Source organism: Lactobacillus sp., from assembly GCF_051893255.1.
Taxonomy (GTDB): Bacteria; Bacillota; Bacilli; order Lactobacillales; family Lactobacillaceae; genus Lactobacillus.
The window spans coordinates 1-16,989 of sequence record NZ_JBJFHB010000028.1 but is presented as its reverse complement, the minus strand read 5'-3'; the positions used below and the strand labels follow the sequence as shown (position 1 = coordinate 16,989).

The window sequence follows — 16,989 nt, the reverse complement described above, 5'->3', positions numbered from 1 at the left end:
AGAGAAAACTCATAGCAAGCAAAAAAGAGCGGAATCGTAAGATTTCACTCTTTTATTTTGACTTATTCCAGTTCATTTGAGCTAGTTTTATTTTCTTTATTGTTTTGCTCACCGTTATTAGTATCCTCATCCTTTCCCTCCTGGACGACGTCGTAAGCGTCAAAGAAGATCGGCCCTTTCTTAGAGTCGTTGTACTCTGGCAAGTTCTGGTAAGGGGCAGCTTTTTGGCTAAAGGCTAGGGACAGGCTCTGGCTGGCCGTTTCAATGATCTTGTTAAAAATCTGCCGGAAAATGGCCCGCATTTCCGGCTCCATGGCAAAGTAAGCCCGGCCAAAGCGGTAGGTGCCGGCCAGCCCGCTGATCTGCTGGACCTTGGTGATGTCCAGGCTGCCAAAGGCATCAAAGAGGGCGGACCACATCTCGCCTCTTTTTTCAGCGGGAATGGTGTGGTTGAACTGGATCAAAGAGTGGCGGATGATCCGGGCCGTAGCCGTTAAGCCCTTAGCCAAGACATAGCTGTCCCTGCCCACGCTCCAGACCCGGGGGTCGTGCTGGCTGGTGGCCGGGGCAGTGCACTTGACCACCATGACCCGCTCAGGGTGGTCAAGCATGCAGCCGACGATCGAACTCTCGGGCATGTAGGTCTTCATCTTCTGCTGGTTAGCCTGGAAGCCCTTGGTGCCGTAAATCTGGTGGCGGTAGCCCGGCCCATCAAAGCTGTAGGAGCGGATGATCCGGGCTTGGATGCTAGGGTCGGCGAAGGCCAGGGCGTAGTGGGCGTAGTTGCCGCCCTTGGAGTGGCCGGTGATCAAAATTTGGTCGTTAGGAAAAGCTTTTCCTACCTTATCTAAATATCTTGCAGCGATTTTTTGCCCGGTGATCTGGGGCGTATAGTTCATGACCATGTCCTCGCTCCAGCCGATCATGCTGCGGTCGGTGCCCCGGTAGGCAACGAGGATGGTGCGGTCATCTAGGCGGAAGGCACCAGCGCTGAATTGGACGGGCTCAGGGTCACTTTCCATCTTGTCCACCCAGTCCAGGACCTGGATGTCCCGGTAGCGGGGGGATTTGGGGATCAAGAGGAGCTCGCTTTTTTCATAGGAATCGTCTATGATCTCCTTTTGCTTTAAGATGGACTGGCAGACCTCGGCCAGGGAGTGGCCGATCGTGCTCTGGTCAAAGGGCAGGTAGGCGAAAGATGAAAAAAGGGATGCGTCTAAGCTGTTGAATTTTCTTTCCTTAAAAGTTAAGTCCCCGCGCCAACGCAGGTAGTCGATTGTGTTTGCCATCTAAACCTCCATTGTATGCTACTTGCTGCCTGGGGAATAGGTAATCTTCTTAATGTCAGGGTACTTGCGCAGGTTCATGATGATGGTATTTTCATCAATGGCGCTGTCGATGACTCCCTCGCAGGCAACAACGATTTTTTCATCGGTTACATCTATGATTTTAACAGAAATATTGCGGACCTGATTGCGGTTGAGCTCACTCTTGATTAGGGCTAGGATCTCGGGCTGGTTGTTGGCCTCGATCTGCAGGTTTAAGCTGACATTCTTGATCCAGCGCTCCAGGCGGTCGTCGCGAAAAATGTACTGGATGAGCAGGATAAGGATGGCGCCGCTAATCCCCAGATAGATGAGCCCGCTGCCCATGGCCACGCCCACGGCTGCCGTTGCCCAGAGGCCAGCCGCCGTATTTAAGCCAGAGATCTGCTCCTTATGGACGATGATGGTGCCGGCCCCAATAAAGGAAATCCCGGTAACGACCAAAGAGGCGATCCGAGACGGGTCGTAGGAGGGGTGGAGGCCGTCGCTGAAGCCATATTTGGAAACGATGGTAAAGAGGGCGGAAGCGATGGCGACCATGACGTGGGTCTTGAGACCCGCACTCTTGCGCTGGCTGGACCGCTCATAGCCGATGCCGGCGCCTAAGAGGCCAGACAAGAGCAAGCGGCCGAGGAGGCCCAGCTGGATGGATAGGGAAAACATGGGAATCAGCTCCTTTCATAGCTTTATTGTAAGACTTTTTTGAAAAAGTGTAAGAGCAGAAAACTTTTTTGCCAAAAAGGCTTGCCAAAGGCCTGTTTTTATGGTTTAATTAATAACTGTGTTAAGCAACAAAGTTGCTGACTTAGCTCAGTTGGCAGAGCACTTCACTAGTAATGAAGGGGTCGGAGGTTCGAATCCTCTAGTCAGCATAATCAAGCCGGTACCGGAAGGTGCCGGTTTTTTGTTATCTTTTTGCTTCTATGTCTCCTAAGAGTGATATAATGAAAAAATAAAATTATTATAGATATGAATGTGATGGAGGCGTATCATGGAAAAAAAAATTACGAAAAAATATTTTGTAACGCTAGTCTTTACTCTATTAGCCCTACTGAACCTGCTGAGCAGCTGGGGTAGTCTGGGATATCGACTGGCTATGGTGGCTGTAAACTTGATCGGCGGCTTTGGGATGGAGTACTTGGTGAATCAGAAGGCACCGATGGAAAAGTACAACTTCTGGAAGGGCTGCATTGGTCTGATTTTGTTGGGCATTAATGTAATTTGGATTTTGCTGGCATTTTTTGCAAAATAGAAACTTTTTTCGCAAAAAGACTTGCCAAAGGCCTGTTTTTATGGTTTAATTAATAACTGTGTTAAGCAACAAGTTGCTGACTTAGCTCAGTTGGCAGAGCACTTCACTAGTAATGAAGGGGTCGGAGGTTCGAATCCTCTAGTCAGCATAATTTAGCCGGTACCGGAAGGTGCCGGTTTTTTGTTGTGTAAATGTATGCTATGCTTTAATTATGGTATGATAAAAGTATTGTTGAAATTATATTTTTATTATGTGTGAGGAAAATACATGAAGAAGATTATTTATAGCATACTTATAGCTGTAACTTTAGGAACAGCTTTTTTCAGTGGATTAACTAATATTACATATGCTAAAGCTGTGAATAAAAATAATACAACTAAGGAGACAAGAAAGCAGTTAGACTCGGCTATTGATAAGTTAGCACAAGCTTTTGAAGATGCATATGATGCCAACAGAGGAATGGACGAAGTTGAATTATCAAAAGGGGTGCTTTCATATGCGACTGGAGAATTAGAATTACCTACAGAGAAGGAGCTACAACTTCAGGCTTTATACGGATCTTCGTTTTTTTCAGCAGAAAAATTTGGAAAATGTCTCCTAAATCAATACGGCATAATTGGAGTGAAAAATACTGCCAAAGCGTTATATAGCCGCCAAATCGAGAAATTGCTACGATCGCATGCCTGGAAAAAAGCATCAGAAGCAATAATTAAAAGAGTTGCTAAACGTTTAGGAAAAAAGGTCGCAAAAAAACTAGCAGAAAAAATAGCAAGCTCATTAGTTCCAGGAATCGGTTGGGCCTCGTTAGGATGGGTAGTTGGAAAATGTGGCATAAAGGCACGATGATTCTCCCTAATGAAAAGACTATTTAAAAAGATCTGTAATAGTTGGCTCGGCGACATGCTAATTATCAATCTTGTTACTATTATAGTAATTACTATTTGGGTACTAGATCAGTCATATAGCTTTTTTCTTTCAGGGGAAGAAACTTTTGAAGAAGCTACTAATAATTTTTGGAAAACTGAGATTATTTTTGTTGGTATTGCACTAATCGTAGTCAACAGTTGTGCGGCAGTTCGAGCGGTTATTAGAAAGCACACTAAAAAATAAACAAAAGAGATATACATTCTATAGGAAAGTATATCTCTTTTACTTATGCAATAATGGTATAGTAACTGCGATAATGATGTATATAATGAATATAAAAGTACACAAGAAGAAAATAAAATTGAATCTAAACGGTTATAATCAATCAACTAGTATTGTGCGCCTTTTCATTCTTATTAAGAAATGATGAATTTTATTATTGACTTTTAATGTTGGCGAGCGTAATATTGGGCTCAAGAATAAGAAGTAGTAGGAAATCTTTTATGAAGAAAAATAAAAAAGTTGTAAATTTAGGTATTGTAAGCATTGCAGCTCTTTTGTTAGTGGCGAATGTACCAGCATTTAAAACTGAGGTTAGTGCGGCTACTACTGAAAATGTAACGTCAAAAGTGCCTGAAATATTGAGTGAATCTACTCAACATAGATTAGACAAATATGTTACGGTAGAAAATAATCAATATGTATTGAATGAAGCGGCAAAGTCTGTAGTCTCAGAAAAGGAATATGAAGCGGCAAAGCAAGTAATTGTGCAAACTAATGCCTCGATAACTAAATCTGGCTCTGTAATTAATAAAGAAACAAAAGAAGCAACAAATGAATTCACTGTATCTGAAAATGGCAGAAAGGTTATTTCTCTTAACAGAGCAAAAGCGAAGAAGAAAAAGTACCATTATGGTGTTAACAAGGTAACATACCATTGGAACTATATTCGGATTTATATGGATAAAAAACTTACGAAGGCTGTCGTATCAGGCGTCATTGGTGGACTGGGAGCACTAGTTGGCGAATATGTAACTGGAGGTGCAGCAACTGTAGCAATAGCAGTGATTACACCTGCTGTGGCATCATATGTTGGGGATAGTATTAAAAGCGGAGTATGGGTTGACTATAATCTCTTTATTAGGCGAGTAAACAGAGTGGGGTGGCAGTAGTTTATGAAAAAATATCGTATACCAATAAATGTAGTAGTATTTACAGTGTTATGTGAATTTTACTCTTTCGTAATATCACCACATGTTTCAAACTTATTTGTAAATATACTACTAAGTGGCCTACTTGGAGGAGCCGTCGGTTACGTATTGTATAAATTGGAGCAATAAAATGGAGTATTGCTATATCACCTTTATTCGATCAGTAAATAGAGTTGGATGGCAATAATCCTATGAAAAAAGTATAGACTGCTTATCTATTTTATCGGCTATATGGCGGTTACTGTGGTCTTTAATCACTTAATTGCTCCGTATATTTCGAGTGCATCCTTAAGAATAATTGTGGCCGGACTCTGTGGTGGAATTATGGCCTATGTAGTTGAGAAAATAACACGGTAGAATAAGAGAAAGTTTAATAAGCTGGAAAAACTGGAAATCAAAAAATTATAGTTGTATACTTGCTTTGTGATTGATGAAAGCGAAGACAATAAGTAAGTGTAAGGAGAAAGAAAATGACGATAGGGGAAGCTTTGGAGTTTGAACGGAAAAAGTTGAATCTGACAGAAAAAGAAATGACTAATGGAATAATTTCAATTGCAAGTTATTCAAGGGTAGAGCGAAATTTACAAGATATTAAAGCAAGAGACTTATTTGCAATATTAGATGCAAACCGTATTTCCATGGTGCAATTCGTACATGATCTTGATATTGATCTTGATGAAAAAGATACTGAAGCTGGTAAATGGCGTTACCACCTTGATTGTGCTTTCTACGAAAACAATATTCAGGATATGGAAATAATTAATCAAGTGATTCAAGAGAAGAGTAAATCAAAAGAATTAAAGCTAAGCGGAAATATAGTTCTTGCTAAATTGAAAAATAACCTTGATTGTTTGTCAACAGTATCCATGGACGAATTGGATGTGCTTTGCGATAGCAATTGGGTGAAAGATCTCAATTTACTAAAGCTTTTTTATGACGTTATGCCCATTCTTTCTATGCCTTATTTAAGCGCAAGGATAAAAGAAATTTTGACTGAATATAGTGGAAGAGAAAAACAAATAGATCCAGAATATCAGTATGTGCTAGGCATGATTTCTATTAGCTATGCTAGAGAGTGTAGTTTTAGAGGAGATTATCGCTTAATGGAAGAAATATTTATTTTTCTAGATAAATTACCAAGAACACCTAAGTTGTTCCTGATTAAGTTGCTAGAAAAGTATTATGTAGCCATCCTACTTCATGACAAGGCAAAGAGCAAACATATCAGTAAAATCTTGAGAAAGCTGGGATATCAAAAAATAGCAACTGATATAGAAGTATAGCGCATATCCAAAAATATTTTCATTTATGTAAAATTAATTCCACATCAATTCTAACGACATATAATTAGTCTAAGAAAAGGATACTATATGTTGTTTGCATGCTGATGTATGAATGTAATTTTGTAGATGGGAAGTAAATCATGAAGATTAATAAGTTGGCTGTGTCCGTATGCATAGCCGTTAGTTGCCTTACTTGTTCGGTAACTAGTGTTAAGGCTGATACTACTCAAAACGAGTTTGAACAAGCTTATGAAGTAGGCAGAAGCAAAGGCATTTTGACAGACCAAAATATGACTAAAGATGAGTTTTTTTCCCTATGTAAGGACTCTGTTTTTCCTTCATATGTAGAATACAGTACAAATCATCCTGGAACTACGTTTGCTGATTATATTGCCGAGGATAATTATGAAGTTCCGCTTCAGAAAGCGACAGATGAGCCTGAAACAGTTAGTGCTACAGGGGATAAAAGCAATGCGTCATCATTGTTTACTAGCTTTTTCTCAACTGTTTCGGCTCGAAAGGGGTATTCAATGAAGGCAGGGGATATCCTAATTTGCTACGGTAGAAATATTACTAGTAAGTATGTTGGACATGCGGCAATTGCATCTTCTAGTAAATACATTATGGAAATGACTGGGCCAGGACATCGAGCAGAGCATACCTCAAAAGCAACATTCTTTAAGCGAAACTCAGGGAATAAAAAGTATGTAGCTGTTTTTAGAATTAAGAATCATCCTAAGTATGCAGATGATGCGGCATCTTATGCCTATCACCATATGTACATCCACGATAATCCTTGGTACTTATTCCCAAGTAGCATGTATCAAAAGTCACCAAGTTATTGCTCGAAATATGTTTATATTGCATATCAAAGAGGAGCAACTTCCAAAGCGTTGTATCCAATTCCTGGTCCAAGTGCTGTAATTTTACCTCATGGTATGTGGCACTGGTTTAAAGATAGCTTTACTCCATCATATGTATATAAGGTGACAAGTTACTAGGAGCATAATCATGATGCTAACACAAAAGAACAAAAACTGGATTTACCGAATCTTACTGATCATCTGGCTGGTCGCACTCGGGCCAACCTATACCTTTGGCTATGCGACTGAAGCAGCGAAATCCGCAGAAGTTTTTCTCTGCTTCAACCTGTTGACCATTTTGATCTTCATTGCCGCCATGGTTTTGATTGGAAATGCTAAGTACCACAAGCTGACCAACCTTTTACTGGTGGCGACTTTGATCATGGCGCTAGCCGAGCTCATCTACAATGGAATGTACGGGAAGTTTTTTGACTACTGGTCCCTAGGCAATATCGTTTTTGCCCTAATTACTTTCTGGCTAGAAAAACAGAACAAGTAAATTGCGAAAAAATAAGCTAGACTTTCGTCTAGCTTATTTTTTGCTTCATTTAACGTTTGTAGCCTTGATGTAGCGACCCTTGTTGATCCGGTAGTAAGTCTTCTTACCAATCGTGCGCTTGCCGCCGTAAACGATAACTTGGTTGCCCTTCTTCAGGGTTGCAACTGACTTAACCCGCTTGCCCTTGCTGTTGTAAGTCCAGGCATTGTGGGACAGCTTCTTGGCAGTCCCGTCAACGTTGCTTACGCGGATGTATTGGTTGTCAGCAATCTTGTAGTAGTTCTTAGTGCCGATCTTAACCATCCCGCCGATTACGTAAACAGTCGTGTAGGCACTCTTGTAGCTGCCAGTTCTTTGGCCAGCTGACGTGTAAACGTAGGCTTTTGACATCACGGTCTTCTTGGTCTTGGCTACTGGGGCCTGGCTGGAAGCCTTCTTAGTTGAGCTTGAAGAGGTTGATGAGCTGCTGATTGACAAAGGAAGCAGTGAGATGTTGCCGTCGACGTTCAGACCCTTCCAGTTTTCCGTGAACTGCCAAATGATGACGCCGTTCATTGAAGGGAAGTATGAAAAGTCTGCCGTGTCGATCCGGCCAGAGCTTGCGTAAGATGCAACCCAAAGAGAGTTTGGATACTTGGCAACAACGCTGCTGGTGTTGATGTTGTTGTTGAGCAGGTAGGCGCCTGAGTAAAGCAGTGGTTGGTAGCCAGCTGCCTTGATCTTAGCCATGAAGGCCAGGATTGCAGCGGTGTTGGCACTCGTGCTGCCAGTCGTCACGTTGTTAGAGCTTGCTTCCCAGTCCAGGGCCAAGTATGAGCCCTTAGGTACGCTGACTGCCTTGGCACTGGCAATGGCGTAGGCTGCTTCTGACTTAGCCCGGCTGGTGCTGGAGCTGAAGTTGGCGAAGTGGTAAGCCATTGGCAAGAGGTTGTTAGCCTTGGCGCTGGCTACTTGAGCCTTGGCGTTCGGGTTGCGGTAGCTGGTACCTTCGCTGACCTTAACGATAACGAACTGCGCGTTGGCGTTGCTGTACTTAGTGGTACTGGTTGACTGATAGCTGGAAACATCCACGCCGTATGACCGGCTCTTAGCGCTTGTAGTTGAGGCGTTAGCGGTGCCGGCGAAGGCCAGAGAAACGGCCAGGGCTGAGATGAATCCGAAAAGTTTGTTTTTTGACATCTGCGATACTCCCATTGAAAGATTTTTGATAATTCCTATTATATAGCGCAAATATTACAAAACCTTGACACTAACTTTTCTCTTTTTTAGAAAAAATGTAATATAACTTTCAGCTTCCGAAGTCAGTCTAACTTTTGCTTGAAAAGCGCGTTATTTGCTTTGCGGACCAAAGTTAGGTAAAATTGTATCTATTGTTTTGAGTACAGTTATACAGAAAGAGGGCATGGGGATGCAGATTAGAAAAGCAGAAATGGCAGACTTTGACCAAGTCATGGCCATCTTAAAGGACGGGAGAAACCAACTCGCTGAGCGGGGGATCGACCAGTGGCAGGGCGACTACCCAAATCCAGACCACGTCAAAGAGGATATCGAGCATGGCTATGCCTACTTGGCCAAGTCTGAAGATGGCGAAACGGTGGGCACTTTGAGCATTGTCCCTGCACCAGACACAACTTATGATCAGCTGGATGGGGCTTGGCAGGTGGAAACCAACGATTATGTTACTATCCACCGGGTGGCCATCCACTCCGACCACACCGGTCACGGCTACGCTTCTAAGCTCTACCAGGCGGTCATTGCCTACTTCACCAGCGGCTTCAACGACGTGAAGTCTGTCCGGGTGGATACTCACGAGGACAATCTGCCAATGCAGCACCTCATTGAAAAGAGTGGCTTCAAGCGCGTGGGCACCCTGCACGGGGTCTACCGGCCAAACGAAACCAGCTATGTCTATGAGCTCGTTACTGGTTAGCAAGTCTAACTAAAAGATAGTATTAACTAATACTTAATTGAAAATAGACATTTTAAGATTTATAAAGAAAAGTTCACATTTTAGTCATACTTATTGAGTATATTACAATTTGTAGCTTGAGGTTGTGGAGAGCCACAAGTTGCAACATCCAAATTTCTTTTATTTTTCTTTCCTCAATGTAGCATTACATTGATTTTATACATACACAACACATTCCTAACCAAAGTCAGTTGTTTTCAGTAAACAGCTGGCTTTCTTTTTTGTCCTGTTTTTTCTGTTACAGCTGCTTTTTTCATTATTGAAAAAAAGTATGCCAGCAGTGAATATTTGTAATGTAAAATTATAAGTGTAAGTATTTCATTTTTATTTAAATTTAATCTATAATAGAGCTACTAAAAGTCTGAAGGAGCAGCGTATGAAGTCAGTATTAATCAGTCAAGATCTATCCTGCGTGGGGCAGGTGTCCATGTCGGTCGCTCTGCCTATCTTGGGCGCGAGCGGCCTGACGACCGCAGCCTTGCCCACGGCACTTTTGTCGACCCACACGGGTGGATTTGGCGACAATACTTTTTTAGACTTGTCTAGCGAACTACCAAAAATCTGGCAGCACTGGCGGTCGGAAAATATTACTTTTGACGCAATCTACTTGGGCTATTTAGGACAAGCAGCCAGCCGGGCATGGGAGAGCGGGCTTAGCGATTATGCCAGACAGGGCAAGCTGATCCTGCTGGACCCCGCCATGGCTGACCACGGCCGTTTCTACCGCGGCTTTGACGAGAGCTATGTCTTGCAGATGCAGCGACTAGCCAAGCAGGCGACGATCTTAACGCCAAACCTGACCGAAGCCTTGCTTTTGCTGGGCGAAGCGCCAGACAGCCCAGTTGATGCCCACCGGGCCTGCGTGATTACCCAGCGCCTGGCGCAGAAATTTGCCTTATCTAAGGTAGTTTTGACTGGCGTCAACCTGCCAGACAACCGGATTGCCAACTTTGGCTTGACCCGGGGCGGGCAAGTCTGGGAGAGCGTGCAGGACCGCCTGCCTTACAACTACTTTGGGACCGGAGATCTGTTTGCCAGCGTCTTGCTAGCAGGGCTCATGCATGAGTTTGACTTGCAAAAAGCAGCTGATACAGCCGGCCAGTTCGTAGCCAAGGCCATTCAGGCAACTTCGCCCATGCAAGATCAGCGCTTCGGGCCTAACTATGCGGCGGCCTTGCCGTGGCTGCTTGACCAGTTTAATCAATAGTGCATCTACTATAAGGAGGGAAAAGAAAGAATGCGCGATGACGAGAATTCATTAAGAGCGATTGTGTTGACTGCCTTGTTTGCAGCCATGATTTATGTGGGAGTTTTGCTAAGAATTCCTTTGCCAGCCATTGTCGGCCGGCCTTTCATCCACTTTGGCAACACCCTAACGGCAGTTGCAATATTGCTGTTGGGCTTCCGCAACGGAGCCCTGGCCGGTGTGATTGGTCTAGGCGGTTTTGACATTTTGAACGGCTACGCGGCAACCAGCTGGTTGACCATGCTGGAAACTTTGGTTGTGGCAATCGTTTTGTCAGCCATCTTCAAGGCTATGAAGTACAATGACAGTACGAAAAACATCATCATCTTGGCGATTGTGGCTGGGGTGACCAAGATCTTTACTTCGTACGCGACTACGGTAGTTGAAGCCCTAATGGCGGGTACGGCTTTTGCGCCGGCTTTGACAGCCGCCTTCATGAGTATGCTGGCGACGGTGATCAATTCTTGCTCAACCGCGATTATTACTCCGATCCTGTACTTTGCCTTCAAGAATGGCTTGACCCACGTTTTGAAGAGAGCCCGGTAAGGGAAAATTTAAAATCAAATCTAGAAAAGCAAAAGGAAGTTCCACGTGGAACTTCCTTTTTTAGTATTAATATGTATAGCAGTAAATGTTAGATTGATAAAAAGTAGTAAAAAGTAATATATAATAGTGCTAATCAGTAGCATTATGCTCATTTTGTACTATAATATGAGTACAAGTAAGAAGGAGATGATCATAATGGTACAAGCAACTAAAAAGAGAATTCAGGTTCAAGTGGATAGTGAGTTGGCTAAAGAAGGTGATGCAGTTCTCGATGAATTGGGGCTTACACCTACAAGTGCAATTACAATGTTCTACAAGCGACTAGTCGCAGAAGGAGGATTGCCATTTTCACTTCAATTAACTCAAAGAGAGAAAGACGAACTGGCAATTAGACAGTTAAGTGAAAAACGGCCACTTATTGCGCTTGATACTCCTGAAAAAATACAGAAATGGATGGACGAGGATGAGTAGAAATATTGCAACAGCATATGTACGCTTTGTCCAAATTGCTGGTGGCAAGAGAAGACCAATTTTTATAGTTTCTGAAACCGACAGGGAAATTACTTTTTATAACATTACGACAAAATATGTAAATAAATCAGACTATATCAAAAAGTGGTACTTTGAAATCAAAGATTACGAGTCAACTGGCCTTAAGAAACATTCATGGATAGATACCTATAATAGATATTCTCTAATTAAAAAATCAACTAGAATTGATTATATTGGTAAGTTAAGCGATGAAGATACATCTCGTCTTCGTCAATTCTTGGCTAGGTTGCCAAAATAGAATCTTAGTCCAGTACTAACGCCCTAGAACGTGATTTAACAGTGCTTCTAGGGTGTTTTTTCTTTTTAACTACCAAATAACTGTTCAACCTGCTCAGCTGGTAGGGGAGTGACTAGTTGCAGGTCCATCTTGACGGTGCTTTTGCCCTTTAAAGTAACTTCCGCAACTGAGTTAGGCAAAATCTTGGCCAGGCCTAGGTAGCAGAACTTCTTCCCATAGGCATCGCTTCTTTTGACAAAAATCGGCAGCCTAGTTACTTGCGCACCTGCTTCAACGCCCCGCAAGAGGCCGACTACTTCTGGCGAAGTTAAGTGACGCGGCGACCGGGTGTACCAGGTAAGGACTTGTCCAGATGCCTGGTTGTCGTAGCGGCTGTTTTTTTGGTCAGTATCTTCCTTTTTATAGGTGATAAAAATTGGACAGACATCGCCAGAGAGGCGGTAGCCGTACATTGGCCGGCTGACGTCTAGGGGCCAGTTGAGCAAGCGGCAGACATCCTTGCGGTCGTAGTAGTGGTAAAGGGTAAACTGCTCTTGAGGATTGGTGTCTTTTGCTAGATAGAGGCCAGTATGGATCGCGTCAAAAAGCAGCTTTTTAAAATCAGGACTGCCTAACAAAATTTCTGGTGCTAATTTCCAGGATGTTTCATGTGAAACCAAAGGCGTGTTACCATACTTTTCCTTCTGGGTTGTCTTGCCGACTTTAACATCGAAGAAGTCTAAGTTTAGGATTTTCTCGAGCGACTCTTCTAGCTCAGCTGAATCGTAGCAGTCGTGGTCTCTCAAGAGCCTATGAAAGTCAGAATCTGAGACACTACCATCTTCACTGGTCAGTAAAGCCTTGAGTAGCAACAGTTCATGCGGCCTTTGTCCTGGTGCCAGTTCCTTAGTAACGAAGGAAAGAATCTTGCTCTCAAGTGGGCTGAGTGTAACTTTTTCTCCCATCTTGGTCAAAAAGGCGCCGTAGTGCGGCAGTCGCCCGTTTTCGATCCACAAGAGGGGCGAGTACTTGTCCCGGTAGTCGTAGAGGAGCGGCGTTCTCCCAAGTTGCTTTTTCTTTTCCTCATAAGCTTCGCGGAGCTCTTTTAAGGAGTCTAGCTTGACCTGGTCAAGTGAATGCAGGATTTCTTCGGCGGCAATCTGACTAAAGTTGATCGTGGATAGGCCAGCAAAGCTGACGCTGCGGAGCTGGTACTTCAATTGGTCACGTGAAACCCGCTTGCCGGACAGGGCGAGAGGGATCAGGTAGTTGTTTTGGTAGTTCCCGATAAAGTCGAGGACCGTTACAAAATCTTGCCCTGGAAAAAGGCGCAAGCCCCGGCCCAGCTGCTGGATGAAGACCGTGGCTGACTGCGTGTTGCGGAGCATGACGATCTGGTTTAAAGCGGGAATGTCGACGCCTTCGTTGAAGAGGTCAACCGTGATCAGGTAGTGGAGCTTGCCAGCCTCCAGCTGCTTGATGGCTGCCTGCCTTTTAGCAGGAGAGTCCTGGTTGGTCAAGGCCTGGGCAGGCTGACCCAGCTTGGTAAATTCCTCTGCTAGTTCTTTTGCCTCGTCCTGCCGGCTGCAAAAGACCAAACCACATGGGTGGTCCCCGTCATAGCCGTAGTAGTCCATTTCCTTTAAGATGTAGTGAACCCGGTCGCTGGCAGTCAGCTGGGACAATTGACTAGCGTCATCGATCACTTCACCGTCAACTTCATAGTCCCGGATCCCGATATAGTGGAAGGGCGTCAGCATGTTGTTTCTCAAGGCATCGGGCAGGCGGATCTCATAGGCCAGGTTGTAGTCAAAGAGGGCAAAGACGTCCTGCTGGTCCATCCGCTCTGGTGTAGCAGTCAGGCCTAAGTAAAAATCAGGCTTAAAATGGTCAAAAATCTTCTGGTAGCTCTTGGCCGCACTCCGGTGGGCTTCATCGATCAGGATGTAGTCGTAAGCGTCAGCCTTTTTCCCGGCTAAAAATGAGTCTTGACTAACTGTTTGGATGGTAGCGAAGGTATAGCGGGCTTCTTGATGGGAGTTCCCAGTTAAGAGGGCAAAGTCCTTTTTGTCACCACCAATTACTCGATAAAAACTCTCTAGGGCCTTGCGGGCAATCTCTTCCCGGTGGACTAAATAAAGGAAACGTTTTGGCTGGTAGGCCTTCACTGCAAAAGCAGCTAGGTAGGTCTTGCCAGTCCCAGTGGCAGAAACCACCAGTGCTTTCTTGGCGCCATTTTTAACTAGGCGATCCAGGCTGGCCAGAGCCTCGGTCTGCATGGCGTTGGGTACAATCTTTTCTGTTTCACGTGTAACACGCTGATTGATTTTAGGTGCAGGGACCCAACTAGCCTCGTAGTCCGCTAGCCAAGCCGGGGTTAAGGGAACGGAGTCTTTTTGCAAATCTGCAAATTCTGTCTGCAGCTGCTTTACTAAGGAAGAATTCGTTTCTGAATCAACCTTGAGGCACCATTCCTGGTTGGCCAGGAGGGCACTGCGGGTAAAGTTGGCACTGCCGACGATGGCCGTTTGATAGTCGCCGTGGTCAAACAGGTAGCCCTTGGCGTGGAGGGGACCGGGCGCAATCAAGACATTTAGATTCGGAATCTTCAGCAGCTCTTGAAAGACCCGGGGCTGGTTGAAAGCTAAGTAGGTCCCGGTGATGATGGTGCCGGAAACTTTTTTATCAGCTAATTCCTCCATCACCAGTTTAAAAGGAGGGAGGATGTCGGCAGAGATAAAGGCAACAGCCCAGGTAAAAGACCGGCAGGCATAGAGCTCCTGGCGGAGAGACTGCCAGATCTTGGCTTGGCGGTTGGTTAAAAGATGTGGCTCAGAAAAAGTGGGATTCATTGAGTTGCCTCCAAAAGGGAATGCTATAATTAAAGGAAAAACATGGGATTTACGGAGTAGAAAGAGTGGTAAAAATGAAAGCAAAAGATTATCGTGCCCGCGCTCGGGGTGACCTAGCAGCCATACCGAAGAAAACCTACTTGTTAATGGGACTGGTCATGGTCTTAGCCACAGTCCTGACGCATGCGACAGACAAGATGTCCACGCAAAACAGCAGAGACTGGTGGATCTCTTTTATCTTATCAGTAATTGCCTCATTCTTAACGTCAAACGGTCAAATCTTTTTTAACCGCTGGCGGATGGCCATTCATGAAGGCAGCGAGGAGCCAGATGCCTGGTGCGGACTATCCAGTCAGCACCTGTGGAAGCTGCTGATTTACGGAATGATTGAAGCAGGACTTTTAGCCATCTTGCTGATTCTTGCCTTGGGCAGCTTGCTAGTCAACTCCTCATCGGTATTCATGTGGCTGCTGGCAGTCGCTATTACCGTAGTGATTATCTGGGTTGAGCTGCGCTTGTCCTTTGTCGTGTATGAAATCGATGAAGATGTCCGCTTGAACCGGCAGCGAAGCGTGTGGAGCGAGATCTTGGACAGCTGGCAATTGATGAAGGGCCGCTGCTGGCAACTATTTTGCCTGAACCTGTCCTTTATTGGCTGGTTCATTTTGATGCCATTTACCCTGGGCATTCTGGGAATCTGGCTGCAACCATACAAGTCATTGGCTAACGCGGAGTTTTACGCAGAGGCCAAGGCCGGTCGGGAAGACTAATAAATAGAAAAAATGAGAACAAGGGCGTGTCAGCTGGCACGCTTTTTTAATGAAAAAAGTGAAGGAGAAATCGTGGACAAGTTGTTATATGTAAGTGAGTTGCACATGAACCTGGATGAGTACATTCGGATGTCGATGAAGGTGACGGAAAAGAGCAGAAGAAGGATCGTAATGATCGCCGAAGCCGTTTGGATCGTGGCGGGGGTGATAACGTTTCTCATGAAACAATACTACCTGACCGCCCTGATGGCGATCGTCATCGTAGCTTATCCATCGGTGATCGTCTACCTTTATAAGTCTAAGCTGAAGAAGATTTACGCGGAGATGCCAACCCACCAGCAAGAGCAGGATATCCGCTATGAGTTTTATCCAAATTACGTATCAGTCATCACCAACAAAAGTGAGGGGAAGATTCGCTACAGTGATATCAAGTACTTTATCGAAAGCGAGGATGAGCTGGTTTTGATGGTGGAGCAGGATAAGGGGATGCTGCTGCTCAAGAAAAACTGCAAGTCAGAGCTGATTGATTTTTTAAAAGAAAAATTGAACCACTAGTTTCACGTGTAACCTAAATAGTAAAAATATGAAACTCTGAAAAAAGGTATAGGCAAGACCATACCAAAAGGTTTATAATAAGGGTATGTAAACGCTGTATAGCTTTTTGACAAAAGGGAGGTAAATAACTCATGCCATTTGTACATATTGAATTGTTGGCTGGGCGCAGTCCAGAACAACTGGAGAAGATGATGAAGGACGTGACCAGAGTCATCTCTGAAGATACTGGCGCACCAAAGGAACATATCTCAGTGATCGTTAGCGAATTGGGCAAGAACCAACTTGCACAAGGCGGTGAATGGAGAAAGCCTCAAGAATAGAGAGACAGCCAACTTACTTGAAAGAGTGAGTTGGCTTTTTCTTTACTGAGATAAATAAAGTGGAATAGGAAATTAACAGAAGCTAGTATATGGATTTTACAGGCATCACATATGCTTGTAAGTAGAGAAGCAGTTTTTTATAAGTTAATGTGTTAAATAGAGGATTAGGAGGAAAAGTAATGGTGTCAAAGAACAATCGTCGCCTTCGGGAAGAAAAGATGCAAGACGCCAAGCAACGCTTTGGCTTTAGAAAGTACAGCTTTGGGATGACGTCCGTTTTGCTGGGGATGTCCTTCTTGATGTTCACTGGCGCGGGCAACGTTTCTGCGGATACCACGGACAGCGCAACTAAGGAGGCTGCGGTAACGGCAACGACGTCGTCGACCGAGGATAAGTCGGTGGCAAGTGCGACTGAGGCTAGTGCATCTGCGGCTACCGCCACCAGTGAGGCCGGCAGTACGGTGGACAAGACTAGTGCGGCAACTGCGACTAGCGAGGCCGGGGATGCAAAGACCAGCACGGCAAGCAGTGCGGCTACTAAGAGTGAAGAGACAAGTACTGCTACTACTACTGCGACTACGTCAACTAGCACCGCTAATGCAACGAGCAGCACGGAAAACAAGACTAGCACGGCCACTAGTGAAGCCGCTAAGACGGAAGAT

General features: G+C 44.6%; 19 protein-coding genes and 2 tRNA genes. 17 read left to right on the top strand and 4 right to left on the bottom strand.

Annotated features, from left to right (window positions below):
• Positions 1-62 precede the first annotated feature (62 nt).
• Together ACI4WN_RS02655 and ACI4WN_RS02650 are read right to left on the bottom strand one after the other, a co-directional pair.
• Positions 63-1,289 (bottom strand): DUF2974 domain-containing protein, encoded by a 1,227-nt coding sequence (locus ACI4WN_RS02655; RefSeq protein WP_439776856.1) that lies wholly within the window; start codon positions 1,287-1,289, stop codon positions 63-65.
• Positions 1,290-1,307: 18 nt separating this feature from the next.
• A complete protein-coding gene (locus ACI4WN_RS02650) occupies positions 1,308-1,988 on the bottom strand; it encodes an MgtC/SapB family protein (RefSeq protein WP_439776855.1) in 681 nt (226 codons plus the stop codon).
• Positions 1,989-2,124: 136 nt separating this feature from the next.
• Between ACI4WN_RS02650 and ACI4WN_RS02645 the strand changes: the two genes are divergently transcribed.
• From ACI4WN_RS02645 to ACI4WN_RS02610, 8 genes are all read left to right on the top strand, one after another.
• A tRNA-Thr gene (locus ACI4WN_RS02645) sits at positions 2,125-2,197 on the top strand.
• 119 nt (positions 2,198-2,316) lie between these two features.
• Positions 2,317-2,577, top strand: a complete 261-nt coding sequence (locus tag ACI4WN_RS02640) for a hypothetical protein (protein ID WP_439776854.1) — start codon at positions 2,317-2,319, stop codon at positions 2,575-2,577.
• A 75-nt stretch (positions 2,578-2,652) separates the two neighbouring features.
• Positions 2,653-2,725, top strand: a tRNA-Thr gene (locus ACI4WN_RS02635).
• Positions 2,726-2,844: 119 nt separating this feature from the next.
• On the top strand, positions 2,845-3,423 hold the full coding sequence (locus ACI4WN_RS02630) for a hypothetical protein (protein WP_008460351.1): 579 nt from the start codon (positions 2,845-2,847) through the stop codon (positions 3,421-3,423).
• Between the two features lie 524 nt (positions 3,424-3,947).
• Positions 3,948-4,616 (top strand): hypothetical protein, encoded by a 669-nt coding sequence (locus tag ACI4WN_RS02625; protein WP_008460353.1) that lies wholly within the window; start codon positions 3,948-3,950, stop codon positions 4,614-4,616.
• 509 nt (positions 4,617-5,125) lie between these two features.
• Positions 5,126-5,938, top strand: coding sequence for a helix-turn-helix domain-containing protein (locus ACI4WN_RS02620; RefSeq protein ID WP_008460354.1), 813 nt, complete (start codon positions 5,126-5,128; stop codon positions 5,936-5,938).
• A gap of 140 nt (positions 5,939-6,078) precedes the next feature.
• Positions 6,079-6,939 carry a hypothetical protein gene (locus tag ACI4WN_RS02615; protein ID WP_008460355.1) on the top strand — a complete coding sequence of 287 codons (861 nt, stop codon included), beginning with the start codon at positions 6,079-6,081 and terminating at the stop codon, positions 6,937-6,939.
• A gap of 10 nt (positions 6,940-6,949) precedes the next feature.
• Complete coding sequence (locus tag ACI4WN_RS02610; RefSeq protein ID WP_008460356.1) at positions 6,950-7,300, top strand: hypothetical protein; 351 nt, start codon at positions 6,950-6,952, stop codon at positions 7,298-7,300.
• Positions 7,301-7,345: 45 nt separating this feature from the next.
• On the opposite strand, the gene ACI4WN_RS02605 is transcribed toward ACI4WN_RS02610, so the two are convergent.
• A complete protein-coding gene (locus tag ACI4WN_RS02605; protein ID WP_439776853.1) occupies positions 7,346-8,479 on the bottom strand; it encodes an SLAP domain-containing protein in 1,134 nt (377 codons plus the stop codon).
• 229 nt (positions 8,480-8,708) lie between these two features.
• On the opposite strand from ACI4WN_RS02605, the gene ACI4WN_RS02600 reads away from it, so the two are divergent.
• The 5 genes from ACI4WN_RS02600 (at position 8,709) to ACI4WN_RS02580 (ending at position 11,851) form a co-directional block, all read left to right on the top strand.
• Positions 8,709-9,230 (top strand): GNAT family N-acetyltransferase, encoded by a 522-nt coding sequence (locus tag ACI4WN_RS02600; RefSeq protein WP_439776852.1) that lies wholly within the window; start codon positions 8,709-8,711, stop codon positions 9,228-9,230.
• A gap of 415 nt (positions 9,231-9,645) precedes the next feature.
• Entirely contained in the window at positions 9,646-10,476 is an 831-nt protein-coding gene (locus ACI4WN_RS02595; RefSeq protein ID WP_439776851.1) for a pyridoxamine kinase, read from the top strand.
• Between the two features lie 30 nt (positions 10,477-10,506).
• Entirely contained in the window at positions 10,507-11,061 is a 555-nt protein-coding gene (locus ACI4WN_RS02590) for an ECF transporter S component (RefSeq protein WP_439776850.1), read from the top strand.
• Between the two features lie 195 nt (positions 11,062-11,256).
• Positions 11,257-11,532, top strand: coding sequence for a type II toxin-antitoxin system RelB/DinJ family antitoxin (locus ACI4WN_RS02585; protein ID WP_439776849.1), 276 nt, complete (start codon positions 11,257-11,259; stop codon positions 11,530-11,532).
• On the top strand, positions 11,525-11,851 hold the full coding sequence (locus ACI4WN_RS02580) for a type II toxin-antitoxin system PemK/MazF family toxin (RefSeq protein ID WP_439776848.1): 327 nt from the start codon (positions 11,525-11,527) through the stop codon (positions 11,849-11,851). Before ACI4WN_RS02585 ends, ACI4WN_RS02580 begins: the two co-directional genes overlap by 8 nt.
• A 65-nt stretch (positions 11,852-11,916) precedes the next feature.
• On the opposite strand, the gene ACI4WN_RS02575 is transcribed toward ACI4WN_RS02580, so the two are convergent.
• Entirely contained in the window at positions 11,917-14,682 is a 2,766-nt protein-coding gene (locus tag ACI4WN_RS02575; protein WP_439776847.1) for a DEAD/DEAH box helicase, read from the bottom strand.
• Between the two features lie 74 nt (positions 14,683-14,756).
• On the opposite strand from ACI4WN_RS02575, the gene ACI4WN_RS02570 reads away from it, so the two are divergent.
• From ACI4WN_RS02570 to ACI4WN_RS02555, 4 genes are all read left to right on the top strand, one after another.
• Positions 14,757-15,452, top strand: a complete 696-nt coding sequence (locus ACI4WN_RS02570; RefSeq protein ID WP_439776846.1) for a DUF975 family protein — start codon at positions 14,757-14,759, stop codon at positions 15,450-15,452.
• 72 nt (positions 15,453-15,524) lie between these two features.
• Complete coding sequence (locus tag ACI4WN_RS02565; protein WP_439776845.1) at positions 15,525-16,007, top strand: YcxB family protein; 483 nt, start codon at positions 15,525-15,527, stop codon at positions 16,005-16,007.
• A 131-nt stretch (positions 16,008-16,138) separates the two neighbouring features.
• Positions 16,139-16,327, top strand: a complete 189-nt coding sequence (locus ACI4WN_RS02560; RefSeq protein WP_008461616.1) for a 2-hydroxymuconate tautomerase — start codon at positions 16,139-16,141, stop codon at positions 16,325-16,327.
• A 179-nt stretch (positions 16,328-16,506) separates the two neighbouring features.
• The coding region (locus tag ACI4WN_RS02555) for a YSIRK-type signal peptide-containing protein (protein ID WP_439776844.1) at positions 16,507-16,989 on the top strand (483 nt) is incomplete at its 3' end.